Consider the following 19813-nt stretch of genomic DNA (forward strand, 5'->3'; position numbering starts at 1 on the left):
GGAGGGGGGTTGTTTATCGGTTGCGACGCCGTGGAATGGATTTATGCAGGGGGGGAGTCGGCTGATGGCTTTTCAATCCCAGGTCGCCGGTCAGAATTTCCACGGTGCAGCCTGTCTGTGCGTAGTAATCGGCAACATCGACAATTGTGGCGTCTCCCAGGGAAATTCCCTGTGTGGCCATGTCGGGCCAATTGTCTGCCAATGAGAGCAATGTGTCGCGTTCCCAAAGATTGGTTTGGGCGACAAAGGCCGCCCAGGGGGTGTTTCCCTCGGCTGTGTCGCGAATGTATTTTCCCAGTTCCCGGGCCAAGCTGTGACGATCCCCTTTGCATTGGCTGATATGGTTGCCCGTTTCGATGATCGTAGCCAGGGGCAGGACGAAAGTCGATCCTTCTTTTTCTTCACGGGCAATCTGATTTGATATTCTTTTGTGATCCCACACATCTCCTTCAGGGCCACAAGTTTCTTTTCCCGGGACCTGCAACAGGCAGCAGAAGACGCTGGTATCGAAGATCAATGCCTTATTCGCCATGGGCTTTGGTTCCACGGGTTCGCAAGGCCTCTTCGATACGACCCGAGGTGGCCAGGCGACCGACCGGTCCATAGGCCAGGAGTTTGGCCAATTGGGGTGCCTCTTCCAGCAGGGTCAGGCGGCTTTCTCCGGTATCCGGATCCCGATGCACGACCGTGATGTAAGGCAACATGTCCGGTCCCATGGCATCGAGCAAGGCCGGATTGTGTGTTGTCACCAGGAGATCCACTCCCCGGTTTTTGCCTTCTTCCTTGAGCATTTGCACGAGTATTCCGGCCCGGGAAGGGTGCAGGCCTTGATCCACATCTTCAATGACCAGGAGCGAACCGGGAGGACGGGTAAACAGAGCCGTCAGAATGGCCAACAGCCGCAGGGTGCCATCGGACATACTGCGGGCATCCATGGTTTGAGTTGTCCCATTGCCATCATGCCATTTTTCTTCGCACTTGATGATGAAACAGTTCAGATCAGGTCCTTCCTGTTCGGCCCAGATGCGATGAATATCACCATCTGGTAAATATTTCAGGTATTTTTTAATTAGTTCATTAAATTTATTCAGGCTATCCAAATCCATGGATGCCATAACACTGGCAGTATTTGATGCATCAGGTTGCATGATGTCGGTAATGGTCGAATATTCCCGCATACGAGGGGGGGTTGGGTTTAGTATGAAAATGTTTTTAAAAACATCTATTAATAATTGATGGTACCCTTTCAAGGGGGTGCGAGAGTTTGTATCCTGACGTATTTTTCTGGCAACATGACGGCTTTTTTTATCCAATATATATTCAGCCAACGAACATTCTTGAAAGTTATTATTCATATGAGAATCCAAATATTGACGCACATTATAAAGGGATTTCAGGTCGCACTTGTTGGCCTGTATACGAGCATCAATGGAATAGACAAAATCGAGTGAAGAATTTTTCTGCGTTTCGTCGGCATCAAAAACGCCAGAAAGAAAAAAATCGTGATGCCCGCGAGTGACAGCCCACTTGAGGCCGCCGCGCACGGGGGGGAGGTTTTCGGTACCATTCAGGGCCTGGGTCGGGTCAATGCCAGAGACAACCCTCTGCATGAAGAGCAGGGCATCGACAATGTTGGATTTGCCACTGGCATTCGTGCCGATCAGGACGGTCAAAGGATCGATGTGCAGGGTTGCGTCGCGAAAGCTTTTCCAATGCCTGAGATGGAGTTCCTTGAGCATGGCTCAATCGACACCCGTCTCTTCCTTGACGGTGCGCACGATACGCCGGTCGTAGTTCAAAAGAGAGCGGACCTTGCCCGGATAGTCGAGCTGGCTCAAAAAATAACGAATACTGTTGATCCTGGCCCGTTTTTTGTCGTCTGACTTGACGATCATCCAGGGGGCTTCCGCCGTGGAGGAGTAGAAAAACATATCCTCCTTGGCCTTGGTATAGGCCTGCCATTTGTCCTGGGATTCACGGTCCACCGGACTCAATTTCCATTGCTTGAGAGGATCGGTCATGCGGCGGTTGAAGCGGCGTAACTGCTCCTCCTTGCTGACCGAAAAGTAGAATTTATACAGAATGATACCGGAGGCCACCAGCATGCGTTCGAATTCGGGGACCGAGCGCAAAAATTCCCGCACCTCATCCTTGGAACAAAAACCCATGACCCGTTCGACACCGGAGCGATTGTACCAACTGCGGTCAAAGAAACAAATTTCCCCGGCAGACGGCAGATGGGCCACATAGCGCTGGAAATACCACTGGGAGCGTTCCTTGTCACTCGGTTTGTCCAGTGCGACCACGCGACAGCCACGTGGATTCATGTGTTCGATGAAGCGCTTGATGGTTCCACCCTTGCCGGACGCATCCCGTCCCTCGAAAATGGCCACCACCCGCAGACCCTTCTCCTTGACCCAGTTTTGCATCTTGAGCAATTCAATATGCAACGGGGCCATGATCTGTTGATAATCCTGATCGATCATGCGGCGGAACTTCGGATGGGCAGCTTCCCGGGAGTGCAGGGCAGTTTCTGCATCGGGCAAGGTATCCGAAAGGGGTTCAATCTGGGCGGGTTGATCATCCATGTGCATGCGGTCTGGCTCCGGTTGCGGCTTTTGGTACCTTCATCCCTGGTCCTCCATCATAACCCCACCCAGGTTCCGAGTTCCAGCAAATTGGTTGGGTAGCCTGCAAACAAAAAAGGGATCACCCTCTCAGGTGATCCCGCGTCCGAATTCAAACGATTATTTGTTACAGAATTTCTTGATTTTATTCTACATGCAGCAGAACCCGGCACATCGTTCATCTGCTCATCAGGATCGTTACCGGATCCGCATCCGGGTCATGATATCCATATCGATAATCCTGCGGCATGGCATCAACCAGTACGGAACAAGTGGTCCGACCAAGGGTTGATCAATGGGGCTTTTTCTGTTTCCAGAAAAGAATCCGTCCACATGCCTCGCACTTTTTCACGGTCGAAAGAAAATAAACCACACCGACCGTGGCAAAAATGGGTATCAGGATTCGGCTGGCTGCAATGACCGGTCCCAGACGAACGTCTTCGCGGATGATCTCTCCCGGGTTGATGACAACCCCAAAGAGCGTGAACAACATGACAATCACTCCACCTACGAAGATGAGGACCATCGGGTTTTTGATCAGGGGCTTTTCTTCATGCATGGTAACCTCCAACGGGCAGACGATCTCAGTAACGTCTCCATTATAGGGGTGAACCGTAGTCACGCAAGAAAAATATTTCATAATAAATACAATATATTAACGTAAAATGAAAATATTTTATCACTCCATTGATTTCATGTAATTCTCCGGCAAAAAGGGCCGCAACACCCTGTTTTTTTAAAAATTTATCGATACTAAAATAAATTTATCCGTAAGTCACTACGAAAAAATCTGTTTTTCTTCCAAAGGATAGCGTGGAGGCTCGAAAAATGGTCAAAAAAGCCCCTGTCACGAACTGTCAGGATCGACACGATTTGATGTGTTGATTAATATATTTTAGTGTAGAAAAGGGATGAGGTGGTAAGAGGAAAAATTCGGGAGAGAGGCAATTCGTAGGCTCCTACGTTGACCGTGTCTCCTGACCCGGGCTGGCTGATGTGTGGTACCATTTCACGCGGAATAGTGGGCGAAAATTGGATATGGATTGGGGTCGATCCCGGGTGATCGAACGTTATCTCTTACGAAATCCACTCCACGAAGCGGACTTCTGGTGGGCCGCAAGGTTCAAGATGCGGCGGAGAGACCGGGATGGGTTTGTTGTTGCTGGCCATGTTGCTGGGAATTTTATTGAACCTGCATGTTCCGGTCGGGGAGGGGGATCTTTGGGCCGTGCGCGGCATGGTTGGGCTGGCAACGTACCTGGCTTGGCGACAGGCTCCAGACGGATATGCACGCTGGCGGCGGCTGATCCTGGGTCTTGGGCTGGGTCTGGCGGCAGCGGCCTGGGAGGATTGGCAGGCGCTGCATCCCCACTGGGAGCCTGCGGTGGGCAAGGGAGGCAAGCCCTTTGTCGCCATGGTCGTAGATCGCAATGATCGGGATGATTCGGTGCAACTGCTGTTGGAGGATTTTCGTTGGGACCAGGAAGAGGCCAGGAAGCCGGGATCGGAAAACGTTGACTTGCACCAGAAACAGACCGAGGTGTCGGTATCGGAAAACGTTGACCTGAACAAGAAACAGACCGAGGTGTCGGGAGCGGCAAACGTTGACCTGAACATGAAAAAGACCGAGGTGTCGGGAACGGCAAACGTTGACCTGAACAAGAAACAGACCGAGGTGTCGGGAGCGGCAAACGTTGACTGGCACCGGGAACAGACCGAGGTGCCAGGATGGGTCCAATTGACCGTTTATCGGCAGGCCGTTGATCTCCTTCCGGGGGATCGGATTGCAGGTGTGGCCAGCGTGCGTCCCTGGACGGATTATCGGGTTCCAGGCGTATTCTCCTACGGAGACTTCATGCGCCGGCAGGGGGTGAAGGCCTCAGGATATACCCTGGAATCTCCCCGGGTGGTGGAACAGACCGGCCAGTGGCGCGTCAACCGTATGCGCCAACGCATTTCCGGATGGGTGACCGACCACATTCCCCCGCATCAACAAGGATTGGTGGAGGGGATCCTGGTCGGCAAACGGGGCCGCATCACCGAGCAACAGAATGAAACCATGCGCAGTGCCGGCCTGATTCACCTGGTGGCCATTTCAGGATCGAATCTGGGGCTGGTGGCCGGCTGGATGTTTTTTGGCCTGCGGCGCATCCTGCTCCTGGTGATGCCCCTGGCACGTCGTTGGGATGTCAAACGGTTTGCCGCCATGGGTGCCCTGCTGTTGACGCTGGGCTATGCAGCCCTGGCCGGGTGGTCGGTGGCTACGCAAAGGGCAGCCATCATGATTGCCATGTACCTGCTGGCCATGGCGCTGGGCCGGGGCAATCAATCCTGGCGTGCCCTGGGAATGGCCGCCATCCTGATTCTGTTGTTGCAGCCTCACCAACTGTTTCAGGCCGGGTTTCAACTGTCATTTCTGGCCGTGGCCACCCTGCTGGTGGTGACTGAAAGAAAATATGCCTCGGGCTGGTGGAACTATCCGGTGACCATGCTGCTCTCGACCGTTGCCATCGGCTGCGTGCTGACGCCGGTCACGGCACACCATTTTCATCAGGCGTCACCCTACGGCATGCTGGCCAATATTCCGGCCATTCCCTGGGTGGGGGTGGTGGCGGTTCCATTGGGCATGATCGGTTTGCTGTTGTTGCCCGTATCAAATACGGCAGGCGGTTGGGTATTGACCCTCATGGGCTGGAGTCTGGAGCTGTTTGATCGCTGGGCGGTCTGGATCAGCGATTTGCCGGGGGCCTGGCTGCGCCTGCCAGGCCCGACCTTGCCGGGCACGGTTCTCATGGTGCTGGCCATGGTGGGCGGAGTCGTGGGGCGGGGTGTCTGGCGACGCCTGGGTTGCCTGGTGTTGCTGGTCGGAGGCTGGTTCTGGCCCCATCCCGCGCCGCCTCCGGGATCCATGCAGGTGACGGTGCTGGATGTGCAACAGGGACAAAGCGTCCTGTTGCACGCCCCGACCGGGGGGTGGTCGGTCATCGATGCCGGCGGTCCGGCGACGGCCCGCTTCAATGTCGGCGAATCCATCATCTCCGCCTACCTCTGGTACCAGGGAGTGCGAAAACTGGAGCGCCTCGTGTTGAGCCACCCGCAACAGGACCATATGGCCGGAGCCACCCGCCTGTTGCGCAATTTTCCGATTGGCGAACTCTGGTTGGGATCGTTTCCCCGGGATGAGAACGAACGGACCGATTATCGACAGATTCTGGCCATGGCTGACCGGCAGGGTGTCACCATCCGTCGCTTTCAGACGGAAGTGACGCTGCAAGCGGATGGCCTGGATTTTCGCATTCTGCCACCTTATCCGGGAGGTGGTGCCAGGCAGGATAACGACCACTCCCTGGTTCTGGAAGTGACGCACGGCACGCAACGGGTGCTATTCCCGGGTGACATTCAAAAGGCTGGCGAAAAGTGGCTGGTGCGCAATGGCGCATTGGTACCGGTGGCACTGACATTGGCTCCTCATCACGGCAGTTCCGGCTCCAGTACCCCGGATTTTGTCCAGGGTGTCCATCCTGACCATGTGGTGTTCAGTGTCGGCAGAAACAATCGTTATGGATTTCCCAAAGAGGATACCCTGCAACGCTGGGCTGCGACCAAAGCCAGAATCTGGCGAACGGATCTGGATGGTACGGTCGTCTTTCGTTCGGATGGTCGCCGCCTGGAAAAGGTGGATGGGTTATGACGGAAATGTGGGGACCCGCTTGGGTTGCATGGTTGGGTTGGCCGGTTATCCGAAATGGCCTTGTCATCTGCGGGGCTGTCCCTGGGTGAGTTTGCACTCAGGTTCGCCGAGGGAACGGGTCAAGGTGAAAGAGTTGGCCGGTTATCCGGCCCGGATGTTTCATCTGCGGGGATACTCCCGGGGATCCTTGCACTCAGGTTCGCCGAGGGGACGGGTAAAGGTGAACTGGAGAGGTCTGACCACAAGTTCTCGGGCGGCCTGACCGGCATTGCCGCCAGCCAGACTGAAGGGCAGCGAGACAGTATAAAAGGCCACCCCTACCACCGATGCCACCAGACCCAGGGGGCGGCAGATCAGGCCATCGATGATCATGTCTTCTGCCCGCTGGCCAGCCGTGCGGCCATCCCCGGTCCAGGATGCTTCGGGATTGGCCAGAAGATCGTTCGGGGCGGCAAGCAGCAGGAGCAAAAACAGGCAGCCCAGGACAAGACCCAACCATCTTCTGGGTATGGTTTGCCTGTTCCTCGGGGGCCAATCCACAGGGCGTGTCGCGTGTGCCGTGCGCCGACCCGGGCCATATGCCATGTATACCATGTTGATCAACTCCTCCAGAAGAGGTCAGAGTACCCAAATCCGGTTTCCAACCAGAGAGTCCGTGGTAAACTGCCGATTCCAACCAAAATGATCTGGTGCAATGGCGCTCTCTTGCCGAAAAGATCCTGCAATACCTGCTGCAATCGTGCCATCACGTTGAGCCAAATCTCATGGACTTGCATCTCATGGCCATGGTGACATCCCATTTTTCATTGGTTTTCAATCCATACAAGGCCTGGCGGGAGTTTACCCGGGAACAGCGTCTGGTGTCGGGATTGTTTGTCCTGGCATTTTTGATCGGTGGCCTGCCCAAGGCCTTTACGTCGGCGGCGGTCAATGCCTTTTTCATTCAAACCTACGGTGCCGACTCTCTGCCCTATGTGTATCTCGGTCTGGCCATCATCACGCCGGCCATCGGTGCGTTTTATCTGCGCTGTGAACGCAACCTGCGCTATGCGACCCTTCTGACAGGCACCCTGTTGGTGAATGTGGCGGTTCTGGGGACGATATGGCTCGGTTGGCAGCATGGATACCGGTGGGTTGCCTTTGTGGCGGAGGTCTGGGAGAGCGTGGAGTGGGTGCTGACCAGCCTGGTCTTGTGGGGGTTGGCGGGGCGTCTCCTGGACATGCGACAAAGCAAACGTGCTTTTGGCCTGATCGGGATCGGGGAGCTGTTGGCCATCGTGGCGGGTGGGATATTCACGCCGTTTTGGGTCAATCTGTTGGGGACGCCAGGTCTTTTGTTGCTCTCTGCCCTGAGTTGCCTCCTGGGGATCTGGCTGGTATCGGCCATGTTCAGGCATCTGGTCCCGCATGTGGCTGGCAATGCCGACGAGGGGCAGGAAGAGGAGCCTGTGGGCATCGGTGATGGTCCGGATCGAACCTACATTCTGTTCATTCTCGCCCTGAGCGCCATCGGCGTCGTTGCCTATCATTTCATCGATAACGCCTTTTACGACAGTGTGGAAATGCATTTTCCCACCGAGGATGCCCTCTCCTCCTACATGGGATCCTACAATGCCACCGTGGCCATGGTGGGACTCCTCTATCGATGGCTGTTCTCGGATTTTGTCTTCAATCGGCTGGGTATCCGGGTGGCGATTTTATTGCCGGCTCTGGCCCTGCTGGTTGGAAGCCTGGCCGTGGTCACGGCTGGTTGGGCCGTGGGCAACACCGGCTGGCTGTTCCTGATGATGACCAGTGGCAATAAACTCCTTGAAAATCTAGGCTCCGAAGCCATTCACAAAGGGGTTCTGCTGACGCTTTTTCAGCCCCTTTCACCCAGGCGACGCACCGGCATTCAGGTGGTGGTGGAATCTGTCGTGGAACCGGTGGCCGGCGGGGTGGCTGGTCTGGTATTGCTCTGGTGCAACAAGGGGCTGGGCTTTACGGCCCGGGAACTGACGGCCACCTCCCTGCTTGTGATATCGTTGTGGCTCTTTACAGCCTGGCGGTTACACGTTCACTACGTGGCGGCCCTGGGACGTGCCCTGGAGTGTCAACGTCTTGGCAGCGAGGCTTTTCTGGCCAGGGACGAGGCCAGCCTGGCCTTGTTGCGCCGGGGACTCTTCAGTCCAAAGCTTTCTTACAGCCTGTATTGCCTGCAATGGCTGGATCGGGAACGTGATCGCCACCTGGAGGAGGATATTCCCCGGCTGCTCGACCATCCGCATGCCGCCATGCGCAGTGCCACCGCCAGTGTGGTGGAACGCCGCCAACTGGTCGCTTCCTGGGAGGCCGTGCAAACGCGCCTGGCCGTGGAAAAGGATCCCAAGGTGCAGGGATGTCTCTTGCGCGCCCTGGCTGCCGTGGGTGAGGCGGATGCCATGGAAACGATCACCCCCTATGTGCGTGATCCCAATCCCCAGGTGCAGTGCGATGCCCTGGTGGCCATGCTCAAGCACTGCGGTATCGAAGGAATTATTGTGGCCGGGGCCGATTTGTTGCAGGCCGCCGCCTCCGCCCATCCCGAACGCCGCCGCATGGCGGCCAAGGTGGTGGAAGAGGTCGCCGACAGTCATCTCTATCGAATTTTATTGCGCCTGCTGAACGATCCGGATCTCTCCGTGCGTCATGCCGCCCTGGAAGCGGCTACCCGACTGGCCTCGGTACCCAGATTGCAAAAAGCCGCCCTGGTGCATCTCCAGAATCGCGACACCACCCGCAAGGCCGAGGTCCTGTTGGTGGCGGCCGGACCGGGGGTTGTTCCCGATCTGGAACATCTCCTGACAGCGGATCAGAGTCCGGATTGGGTCAAAATGCGGGTCATCGCCATTCTGGGACAGATGCCGGTGGCTGCATCCTGGTCCATTCTGGAAACATTTCTTGCCACGGCGACGCCGGATTTGCGGCATGCAACCCTGCGAGCGCTCCGCCTTTTGCAGCACCGGGTACCCATGGAACGCCAGCCGGACTGGGTGACCTTGTTGCTGCATGAAGTGCGGCAATTTACCGAATGGCTGGCCATCGGCATTGACCTGGAACAGGCGGGTTCCATGCAGATGGCCAGGGATGGCATGCAACTGGAAATGGAACGTATCCAGGAACGGATTTTCATTCTGCTGGCCTTTTCATATCCGCAGGCGGCGTTGCAGGATGTCTGGATGCAATTTGCCAGTGGCAAGCCGGACAAACGGGCCTATGCCATAGAAATCATTGATAATATATTGCCGCAGACCCTCAAGGGTCCGGTGATACCGGTCCTGGAGGAAAAACCCCCGATTGAGCGGTTGCAAAGTCTGGCCACGTTTCATCCCCAGCGCTGCCTGGGTCTGACGGCCCGTTTGCCAACCCTGAAAGAGTCCCCTTTGCTCCGAGACAAGCCATGGATCCGTGCCAGTCTGGTTTATGGTGCTGCCACGCTGGGGGGGGAGGTGTTTTTTCAATTGGCTGCAACGACCCATCTCGACGCGCATCCGGTATTGCGGGAGACCGCAGCCCGGGTCGCCCTGAACTGGCCGGCACCCCACGCCTGCCAAATACTATCGACTTTGATTGCGGATTCCGATCCCCGGGTTGCCGATATGGCCCGACGCATGCTTGTCCAGGTGGAGGCCGCCGGAAGCACAACAGGTGCCGCAAGCGGGAGAATGCCCATGTCCACGATCGAGAAAATTATTTTTCTCAAACAGATTGCGCTGTTTTCCAGCATTCCGGAAGAGTACCTCATGGATATTGCCAATCGGATGGAGGAGGGGGAGTCCCTGCCCGGCGAGGCAATCGTGCGACAGGGAGAGTGGGGCAATGCCCTCTACATCATCGGCAGCGGCCAGGTGCGGGTGATCGTCAACGGCAACGAAGTGGCGGTCATGCACGAAGGGGATGTGTTTGGTGAATTGGCCTTGCTGGATCCGGAACCCCGCTCGGCCACGGTCGCAGCCGTTGGCGACGTGCGTCATTATCGCATCGACGGTCAGGTATTTGACGAAATCATGGCCATTGAACCCTCGGTTGCCCGTAACATCATTCGCATGCTCTGTCGCCGCCTGCGGGAACTCCATCAGCGCGTAACCCAAAAGGAACCGAAATCATGATGGATCGCAGCAGGGGATGTTTTCTGCGAAAACGACAAAAAAGCATTGTATTGGGGGGGAGTTGCCGGGTACCTTATCAAAAGAGTCCGTCTTTAACCTCAATGCCCGACCTGTGGTCACCTTGACTGCGGGTTTTGGTCCGGTTGCACGCCACATGGGAGAACTGTATCAAAAGCTGATCAAAATGGTGGACAAAATGCCCGCTTTTCCCAAAAGTGTGCATCGTGTCCTGCAATTGACTTCGGATTTGAACTACAGCCACAAAGAGCTGATCCGGATCATCAATCACGATCCGGTCATGACGCTCAAAATCCTGAAACTGGTCAATTCAGTCTATTTTGGATTTCCGCGCCAGGTCGCTTCGATCAACCAGGCCGTGGTGTTTCTGGGCATGAACACCATCAAAAATCTGGCCTTGAGCGTGGCCACGCGAGGTATGTTGCCGCAGTTGGACCACGGCGGATTGCATACCAACCAGTTTTTGCTCCACTCGGTGGGTGTGGGAACCGTGGCCAAACTCCTGGCCCGCAAGCTCGCCGTGCCTGAACCGGAACTGACCGACTATTTTGTGGCCGGGTTATTGCACGATTTCGGCAAGGTTCTTTTTTCTCAGTTCATGCCGGGAGAGTTTCAGGAGGTTTTGGAGAGAGCGCGAGTCCAGGGAATTTCCCTGCACCTGGTGGAAAGAGATCTGATTGGTGCAGATCACACGGAAATTGGTTCCCTGCTTGGAGAAAAATGGCATCTTCCCCCTGACCTGGTGACGGCCATCCGCAGTCATCACGCCGACCCTGCCACGGCACCAGACTCTTGCATGCTCCACTGCGTCCAGGTCGCCAACCGAATCACCAAACAGTTGCGCTTTGGCGATGCGGGCAATTCAACTCTTGAACCTCTCTCCCCTGCTGTCCTGAATCGGTTCGGCATGGATGCGGATGCGTTGTTGCAATCCCTGGGAAACCTGGATGAAGAGATGAAAAAAGCACAGGTTTTCATCCGTCTATAATCGTTGGGAGAGTGACCTTTGAAAATCCGTTTTTGGGGTGTGCGCGGTTCCATCGCCTGTCCTGGCCCCCAAACCATCAAGTATGGAGGCAATACCACCTGCATCGAAATCCGTACCGACGAAAATGATTTGATCATCCTCGATGCCGGAACCGGCATTTTTCCGCTTTCGCACACCTTGTTCGGTGAACTCCCTCTGACCTGTCACATATTCATCACCCACACCCATTGGGATCATATCCAGGGTCTGCCTTTTTTTATTCCCACCTTCATTCCCGGCAATACGGTCCGTCTGCACGGAGCGTTCGATCCCATCAACAATGGCGATCTCCGGGAGGTTTTGTCGCGCCAGATGGAGTATTGCTATTTTCCGGTCCGGGAGGCAGAGCTGCAAGCCAACATGCACTATGTCACCTTGCGGGAACGACAAACCATCCAGGTGGGTTCGGCCAGGGTGACCAATATTTTCATGAACCATCCGGTCCTCAATTTTGGCTATCGGGTCGAATGCCGTGGCAAGTCGGTCTTTTTTACCGGTGACCATGAACCCATGACCAATGTCTACGATATTGAAGATGATGGTTTCCCGGAATATCAGACACTCATGGACCAGAAACACCAATCCATCACGGAATTTATTCGGGGTGTCGATGTCCTGATTGCCGATACAAGCTATACCCCGGAGGAGTACAAAACCAAAAAGGGGTGGGGGCATGGTACCTTCGATACGAGTATTCACCTCGGGCGGGAAACCGGTGCCAAACACCTCTTTTTTACCCACCACGAACCAACCCGGTCCGATGCCGCCCTCGAAAAGGTGTTTCAGGAAGCCATGGAACGCCACCCTAGACAACCCGGTGATCCCGTCTATCACCTGGCCCGGGAAGGGTTGATATTTGAGGTGTAGAAATGTCAGGGAAATCGTCCGCTGTGTCCCAAAGCAAAGCGGGCCATCCATTTTGTCCTGTGTTTGAGAATACTTAAATAAATTTTATCGAAAAAAGTGCCCTTGCCCAGGTTTTTCATATATTTCTTCCCATCCGTATGCAGAATGACGGGTTCCTGAAGCAGGTCTCCATAGATCCATCCTTCCCTGTATTGTCTCGTAATGTTTTCTTCTATACCGGAAGAGCGGGCTTTCTTGATATTGATCAACGGCATGTATGTCAATCGGGCGTGTTCCCTGTCAAGCAAATGGGGATTGTTTGAAAACTGCGTCGTTTTGCAAAACGGCACGTCTCCAACACAGTCCGGCACGGCAGACAAGGTTTCCACGGTGGTAGACTGGTTTGGAAATCGATTGAATCTCACATAGGGAATGGAATTGTTTTGCATCGACTGACATATGGTCAACAAGTCATGACGCAACCTGCCCTGGATGAATACCCAATCGTGTTCAAATTGCAACAGGCAGTCTGCATCACTGAGCTGGATACTTTTCAGATAGCCGTCCGCCAGTCCCCTGGTATAATAAAATGTGAATGGGTAACTGACAAGAGAGGCAGCAACTTTTTGATAAAATTGCATTCGATTGTGAATGAACGGGCCGTGATGACAAAAGACTTTTATTGAATTGAAAATATCGAGTCCAACCTGTTCATGCAACGATTCAATCGTATTGAAAAATGGTGTATCATCGATATGATTGCTGCAAAAATTTGTAAACAAATTCAGATCAAGTTTCATGATCTATTCAGAACCCTTGCAAAAAAAAGACTTGATATGAAAGGCTTTGTTGGGGCTTTGCCCCAAACCCCGCCAGGGGGAAGGGCAGAGCCGCTCCCCCCTGGACCCCCATCCCAGTTTTTCAAACATTTTCAATGGGGGGCTGAATAGATACGTTTTTCATTCCATTTGATCAGGTGATCACTGTCGGGCGTTCCCTGCCGGTGCGTTGTTTGATCCCTGCCAACTTGTCGGCAATGCGAATCAGATCGGCCAGGGCTTCCTGGGCATCCAGGCCATGTCGTGCCGCATCGGGTTCATACCGCTCCAGATAGATGCGCAAGGTGGCTCCTTTGGTGCCGGTTCCGGAGAGCCGGAACACGATACGGGAACCATCTTCGAAGCCGATGCGAATTCCCTGTCTGGTGGAGACACTGCCATCCACGGGATCGGTGTAGCCGAAATCATCGGCCAGGACAATCTTGCGTCCCTCGAAACTTTGTCCGGGGAGGGTGGCGAAGCGCTTGATCAGATCGTCCATCAACCCTTTGGCAGCGGCAGAATCGACCTCTTCGTAGTCATGGCGCGAATAGAAGGTGCGGCCATACTGTTGCCAATGGGAACGCAGAATGGCTTCGACCGATTCGCGGCGTTTGGCCAGCACATTGAGCCAGAAGAGAACGGCCCACAGACCATCTTTTTCCCGCACATGGTCCGAGCCGGTACCGAAACTCTCTTCGCCACACAGGGTGGCCCGTCCGGCATCCAGGAGGTTGCCGAAAAATTTCCAGCCGGTGGGGGTTTCGTAGCAGCCAAATCCCTTGACTTTGGCCACGCGATCCACGGCACCGCTCGTTGGCATGGAGCGTGCCACGCCTGCCAGCCCCTTTTGATAGCCCGGAACCAGATGGGCATTGTCGGCCAGCACCGCCAGACTGTCGCTGGGGGTGACGAAAAAGCGTTTGCCCAGAATCATGTTGCGGTCACCATCGCCATCGGAAGCGGCACCGAACTCAAGGGCATGAGATCCCATCATGATTTCAACGAGTTCTTCGGCATAGGTCAGATTGGGATCGGGATGACCGCCGCCAAAATCCTCCTTGACCACGCCATTCATGACCGTGCCTGCCGGGGCACCCAGACGCTCTTCCAGAATTTTTTTGGCATAAGGGCCGGTCACGGCATGCATGGCATCGAAGCGCATGCCAAAACCGCCGCTGCGGAACAGGTCGGCGATGGCTTTGAAATCGAACAGGGATTCCATCAATTCCGCATAGTCGGCAACGGAATCGATGACCGTGATGGTCATGTTGCCCAGTTTCCGGTCACCCAGGGTGTCCAGGTCGATGGTTCCTGCTTCATCCAGAATTTTGTAGGAAGAGATGCGTTTGCTGTGTTCGTAGATGGCGTCGGTGACTTTTTCCGGGGCAGGTCCGCCATTGCCGGTATTGTACTTGATGCCAAAGTCGCCATCCGGGCCACCTGGATTGTGGCTGGCCGAAAGGATGATGCCGCCAAACGCCTTGCGCTTGCGGATGACACAGGACGCTGCGGGTGTGGACAGAACCCCTCCCTGTCCCACCAGAACCCGTCCAAAACCATTGGCCGCCGCCATGCGCAGGATGGTGGCGATGGCGTGGCGATTGTGATAACGACCATCGCCGCCGACGACCAGGGTCTGGCCCTGAAATCCTTCCAGTGAATCAAAAATGGACTGGACAAAATTTTCCAAATAATGGGTCCCTTGAAACACGGTGACCTTTTTGCGCAGACCCGACGTGCCGGGTTTTTGATCGGTGAAGGGGGTGGTGGCAACGGATTTGACGGCCATGACAAACTTCCTCTCGCAGCAGGGTAGGGAACAGGGCGGACCGCATGTTTCTGTGTCCTGAATGTCTCTCAGTATAATTCAGATGTGGTCCGTTTCCCAACCCCTGGTGGGCCATGTCGGCACACATCTTTTGTCCAAAACGGAACGCGCACCCCCCTTGTCTCGGCAGGTGCGCTTCCTGATTGGACACCATTGGCATCAAGATCGGTTACGAAGCATGTTCTGGTTGATTTCCTCTTCCGAGGCATCATAATCCCAAACGAAAGTCTGGTCTGTGATGGGGGGGCGGACGTACCCTTCATTGGTCTTGCGCGGCGGAAGTTTGATGGGCTTGGGGGTCAGATCTTCGTAGGGAATCATGCGCAACAGATGGCTGATGCAGTTGAGGCGCGACCGTTTTTTGTGATCGGCATCCACCACATACCAGGGGGCTTGTTTGATGTCGGTGTGGGCGAACATTTCATCCTTGGCCCGGGAATACTCCACCCAACGGTTGCGGGATTCCACGTCCATTTCGCTGAGCTTCCACCGTTTGCGCGGGTCCCGGACCCGTTCCTGAAAGCGTTTCTCCTGCACATCATCACTGACTGAAAACCAGTATTTGATCAGGATGATGCCCGATCTGACCAGCATGCGTTCGAATTCAGGGCAGGAACGGAGAAATTCCCGGTATTCATCTTCCGTACAAAATCCCATGACCCGTTCCACACCGGCGCGGTTGTACCAGCTCCGGTCGAACATGACCATTTCGCCTTTTGTGGGTAGATGCGGGACATACCTCTGAAAATACCACTGATTTTTTTCCCGGGTGGAAGGCGTACCCAGGGCGACCACCTTGACGATACGTGGATTGAGCCGCTCCATGATGCGTTTGATGACCCCACCCTTGCCGGCGGCATCGCGTCCCTCGAAGATGACGACAACCTTGAGCTGTTTCTGCCGGATCCACTCCTGGAGTTTGACCAGCTCCACCTGGAAAATGGCCATCTGCTTTTCAAAAACCTTGTTGGAAACATCTTTTTGATGTTTCCCCTCCGGTTTTTGATGTGGCGTCACGTTGCTTTTGTCATCCTCTTTTTTTTCTACGTTTATTTTCTTTTCCTTTTTCTTCATGTTTTCCTTGTTTTTGTTTTTCTTTTTCTTCTTGTTGCGATCACTATTTTCTTGATGTTTCTCGGTGTCTTCTTCATCGTCAACCATATCAACTGAAATATGTGTCATAAGATGTTCCTTTTTTGTCTCGTCAAGCGTCCCGAAGGCAGGCAACAGTCAATTTTTTCTGGCAGAAACGGCTGCCTACCTTGACCTGAGTACCCATTTTCATGGTTCCACTCAACAAACCATTACCATTATGGGCAGTTTCTGTCGATGGTTGCAGTTGGTTCTGGGCGAGATGCTGTGAACGGGATCGCCGGGGGGAAAGGGGACCGACGTTCCGGCGGGAGAAAAGCTTTTGCTTTTCATTCGCTCCGGTCGTGTGTTTGTGTTTGGGCCGATGTGCGAACAAACTGCGGGCCGAATTTAACCAGAATTAGTTGGCAACTCGGATTCTTTGTTTTGTGAGCCAGAAATGTGGCAATCTTCGATCGTGTTCTCGGCGGGGGTGTTGTCTGGATTTCGTGAATGTTTCTCAGTTTCGGCTTCACGAAGGGCGCCTTGAATGGCTTGAACAAATGGATCGTTAGTTTTTTTCAGCGGCAGGAATAATAGGGTTGATTGCTTCTTCAACAAATGCATGAAGGTTTTCCGATATTGTATTGTCTCGTTTCTTGCATTGTTCCACGAATTTTTGTGCGACTTGCACCACTTCTTCAATTTCTATTGATAATTGGACTACTATTGGCAGCCAATCCGGACTTGTGTTGACTTTAACTGAATCAAATTTCCAGGCACTTTTCCATGTGCTGTTGGTAAGACAGGGACGTTCCAGACAATCACCATCAGCAAATAAATGATTACGGCAACAATGGGTCACGGGAACCAGTTTACCACCAGTCAGGTTCCCGGACGGTAGTTGTCCGACCAATTGGAACCTGATGGATTTGCTGTCTGCTATATAACCAAACTCGGTAAAGGTTTTGTAAAAACTTGGATGTATTAAATCTTCAGGAAACACATCCTGTCCTGAATCAGCATGGAATTTAAAAGCGCGGCTAAGCAAAAAATCCTGATCAAGACAATAATATTTCTGTTTTTCCTCGTTTTTTTCATTTTTAATGTCAGGGCAATAATTTTTATTGCGGTCGAACAAATTTTTTGGATGATCAATGGTTAATTTTGGCAATATTTTTGTTCCCGCAATATAAACCCACCCTTCGTCACCTTCGTGTACGCCATTTGTACCAGAAGTAAGGTAACGATAACAACATCTCATTTGATTTCTATTTTCTATGAGACGCCCCTCTCCGGGTTTGGCAGGATATAGCCTGAATGGTTTAGTAATTTTAGACGGAGAGTCTTGAACACGACACATGGCGGTATCTTCCAATTGTTAAACAGACACAATAAATGCCATTCCAGAGCATTCTAATCCAGACAGATGGGGGTTAATTTGTTAAAAATATGCAAACACCATAAAAATTAATCATAATCGACAATTCTTGCCTACAAAACATCTCAAAGCGGCCATGCTTTAATAAAATTAAAAATTTTTGGTAAAAAACCAAACAGATGGATTATGCGAACGGGAAATCCATTAGACAATCCATTCATATTCATTGATTTTATTGGCGAAGATACCTTAAAGAATGATATCGCTGGGCTGCATCAGCACGGGACGGTGACACAAAACGCCCCCAGGAGATCATTTCGCTTTCCTGGTTCCAGGGTGGGGAATCCTTTAGTAGATCAAGGCGTTGTGTATAATTTTCAGAATTGACTGAATCCTCACTGATGGCCACCTGATCAAGGACCATATGTCCATACTCTTGTTTCAACAAAGAATTATGGATTCCAGTCAAACACAACTGGCTGAACCCGACACTCTTGAACGACTCCTGTCCCAATTGTCGATTTTCCGACCACTCCATGCCTCGTTGCCGAAGCTGCCGATTTCGTTGCAGATAATCCACGGCTGTGGACAGAACAGATTCTGAAGAAAGACGGGTACTTTCATCGGCAGTTTCGTCTTTGGCAGAGTGCAACAGACTATAAATCCATGCGGGACAAAATTTTTGCCAGTTCCGGGTCGATTGTATGATCGCTTCATGGATCATTTTTTGCGTTTCCGGAGATGGCATGGACATGGATGTACCCAAAGCTGCTGACAATTGTTCCTGCGTTTCGCTTGTCAAACCTGCTGCGCCATGGCCATCAATCAGAACCGAGAAGAGTAGCGCCAAGTCGTTGCGAGAAACTGTTCCCGACTCTCCTTCCTTGATGAAAGCCAGCGTCGGCACTCTCTCTGGTTCCCGTCCAGCTCCCTGAAACAAGGAAGTGCGCTCGGGGTGTGAATGGCCAACAGCCAATACCATTTGGCTGATCTTGGCGATACACATGCGTCCAATATTCACACGTTTTTTTTCCCCCAGGCAATACTGATAATCAGTAAAGACGATCTCTGACATTTCTGTCAGATAATTTTTAAAAAGTGCTTTGACGGCACGCACCTGTTGTTGATTGAGACCGACACACGGCCTTCCTTCGACCTGCAACACGGCAATGGACACTCGCAATAATGAACTGCTGCTGCGTTTGCAAACTTCAATACTGCCCCAAACCGAGACCGTAAATTTTTTTTGTGTCGCGATGTGGCGCAGTTCCAAAACATATTGATCAGATCTGACGACACCTTGTTGGGAATAATCTTTCGGGATCTGCTTTTGTCTGTCTGTTTCGTAACCAGAAAAATAGTCCAGTTTACTCCCATTTACCAACTGCCACTCCTGGAGTGCCGCTGTGTTGACGACCCCTTCACTGGCCGGAGAAGCATCGTTGTTACACGGCGGGAAATTGACCCGCTTCGTCAAGGCCCGATCCAGGGGAGTACCGACTGCCCGGCAAAAAAAACGGCTGCGAATGCTCAGCAACTCCTCCGTAAAAGAGAGCATGACATTCATGTCGTTCGGCACCAGACCCGAGCAAACCCTTTGCCAGGTCATGACCGGGATATTAAAAAACCCTTCAGAATCGATTGATCCAAGCGTATCGACTGCGCACGCCAGACCATCATGGCGGTGAGGCATCTCTGAAAGGCGTGAGTTCATTATTTTCCGTTCCGCTCTGGTTGTTAACGGAGATTCGCCCTTTTCGGTTATTGGCTTTGCCAAGTTATTTCAGCACCGCCATTCCTACAATAATCTAATCGACCGTTAGCCCAAACGCAAGTCACTTTTATAGTAATTTATTCTTACATAATTACAGTTATATACTTAAAATAGTGCCCAACCTGAAAGAAACACGAACAGACATGCTTATGCTTGACTCTTTACTGCCTTGTCCTCAAAACTTTCCAGATCTTTTTTTACCTCCTCGTCTGGAGATATAAAGCGAAAAGAGATATCCTCCCTCCATTTTTTTGTATCAACATCAATGAAAGGCTCGATGATTCGGTTGAATGTATCAATCCATGCCTGGCGATGACCCGACACATCATTCGAATTTCCTGTTGAGATTTGTGTGACACCTGCATCGCATAATCCATCCTGATCTCCTGGAATCCAGGGCATTCTGGGCAGTTTATAGTTTTCGTTGGACAGATACTTGTCACAAAACTCTTTTGCTTTTTCCAACAGAACAGGCCGGTTCAGTGATGAATCACCCGATTGATTATTTTTCTTGCCATGAAAATTATTCTGACTGGCATTATGCTCATGTACTGGTTCAGCGTGAATCCGACAAACGACCATCGCGGATAAGCTACTTTTCA

At 52.9% G+C, this 19813-nt stretch carries 15 protein-coding genes; 4 read left to right on the forward strand and 11 right to left on the reverse strand.

What is annotated here, in order from left to right:
• Positions 1 to 13 precede the first annotated feature (13 nt).
• The 4 genes from HQL65_10025 to HQL65_10040 form a co-directional block, all read right to left on the reverse strand.
• A complete protein-coding gene (locus HQL65_10025) occupies positions 14 to 532 on the reverse strand; it encodes a hypothetical protein (protein MBF0136566.1) in 519 nt (172 codons plus the stop codon).
• Positions 522 to 1739 (reverse strand): AAA family ATPase, encoded by a 1218-nt coding sequence (locus HQL65_10030; protein ID MBF0136567.1) that lies wholly within the window; start codon positions 1737 to 1739, stop codon positions 522 to 524. Before HQL65_10030 ends, HQL65_10025 begins: the two co-directional genes overlap by 11 nt.
• A 3-nt stretch (positions 1740 to 1742) precedes the next feature.
• Positions 1743 to 2594: a polyphosphate kinase 2 gene (gene ppk2 / locus HQL65_10035; protein ID MBF0136568.1), complete on the reverse strand. Its 852-nt coding sequence runs from the start codon at positions 2592 to 2594 to the stop codon at positions 1743 to 1745.
• 325 nt (positions 2595 to 2919) lie between these two features.
• On the reverse strand, positions 2920 to 3186 hold the full coding sequence (locus HQL65_10040) for a hypothetical protein (GenBank protein ID MBF0136569.1): 267 nt from the start codon (positions 3184 to 3186) through the stop codon (positions 2920 to 2922).
• A gap of 588 nt (positions 3187 to 3774) precedes the next feature.
• Between HQL65_10040 and HQL65_10045 the strand changes: the two genes are divergently transcribed.
• On the forward strand, positions 3775 to 6318 hold the full coding sequence (locus HQL65_10045; GenBank protein ID MBF0136570.1) for a DNA internalization-related competence protein ComEC/Rec2: 2544 nt from the start codon (positions 3775 to 3777) through the stop codon (positions 6316 to 6318).
• A gap of 159 nt (positions 6319 to 6477) precedes the next feature.
• Here the strand turns inward: HQL65_10045 and HQL65_10050 are convergent, their stop codons facing one another.
• Positions 6478 to 6912 (reverse strand): hypothetical protein, encoded by a 435-nt coding sequence (locus tag HQL65_10050; GenBank protein ID MBF0136571.1) that lies wholly within the window; start codon positions 6910 to 6912, stop codon positions 6478 to 6480.
• A gap of 170 nt (positions 6913 to 7082) precedes the next feature.
• On the opposite strand from HQL65_10050, the gene HQL65_10055 reads away from it, so the two are divergent.
• The 3 genes from HQL65_10055 to HQL65_10065 all read left to right on the forward strand — a co-directional run bounded on the left by HQL65_10055 (position 7083) and on the right by HQL65_10065 (position 12357).
• Complete coding sequence (locus HQL65_10055) at positions 7083 to 10445, forward strand: cyclic nucleotide-binding domain-containing protein (GenBank protein ID MBF0136572.1); 3363 nt, start codon at positions 7083 to 7085, stop codon at positions 10443 to 10445.
• Positions 10446 to 10599: 154 nt separating this feature from the next.
• A complete protein-coding gene (locus tag HQL65_10060; protein ID MBF0136573.1) occupies positions 10600 to 11451 on the forward strand; it encodes an HDOD domain-containing protein in 852 nt (283 codons plus the stop codon).
• Between the two features lie 18 nt (positions 11452 to 11469).
• Positions 11470 to 12357, forward strand: coding sequence for an MBL fold metallo-hydrolase (locus HQL65_10065; GenBank protein ID MBF0136574.1), 888 nt, complete (start codon positions 11470 to 11472; stop codon positions 12355 to 12357).
• Positions 12358 to 12362: 5 nt separating this feature from the next.
• On the opposite strand, the gene HQL65_10070 is transcribed toward HQL65_10065, so the two are convergent.
• From HQL65_10070 to HQL65_10095, 6 genes are all read right to left on the reverse strand, one after another.
• On the reverse strand, positions 12363 to 13136 hold the full coding sequence (locus tag HQL65_10070; protein ID MBF0136575.1) for a hypothetical protein: 774 nt from the start codon (positions 13134 to 13136) through the stop codon (positions 12363 to 12365).
• A gap of 172 nt (positions 13137 to 13308) precedes the next feature.
• Complete coding sequence (locus HQL65_10075) at positions 13309 to 14946, reverse strand: alpha-D-glucose phosphate-specific phosphoglucomutase (protein ID MBF0136576.1); 1638 nt, start codon at positions 14944 to 14946, stop codon at positions 13309 to 13311.
• 198 nt (positions 14947 to 15144) lie between these two features.
• A complete protein-coding gene (gene ppk2 / locus HQL65_10080) occupies positions 15145 to 16059 on the reverse strand; it encodes a polyphosphate kinase 2 (protein ID MBF0136577.1) in 915 nt (304 codons plus the stop codon).
• Positions 16060 to 16627: 568 nt separating this feature from the next.
• Positions 16628 to 17419: a hypothetical protein gene (locus HQL65_10085; GenBank protein MBF0136578.1), complete on the reverse strand. Its 792-nt coding sequence runs from the start codon at positions 17417 to 17419 to the stop codon at positions 16628 to 16630.
• A 250-nt stretch (positions 17420 to 17669) separates the two neighbouring features.
• Entirely contained in the window at positions 17670 to 19151 is a 1482-nt protein-coding gene (locus HQL65_10090) for a hypothetical protein (protein MBF0136579.1), read from the reverse strand.
• A 207-nt stretch (positions 19152 to 19358) separates the two neighbouring features.
• On the reverse strand, positions 19359 to 19813 hold a 455-nt coding region (locus HQL65_10095), incomplete at its 5' end, for a hypothetical protein (GenBank protein ID MBF0136580.1).

This window comes from Magnetococcales bacterium (assembly GCA_015228935.1).
GTDB lineage: Bacteria > Pseudomonadota > Magnetococcia > Magnetococcales > DC0425bin3 > HA3dbin3.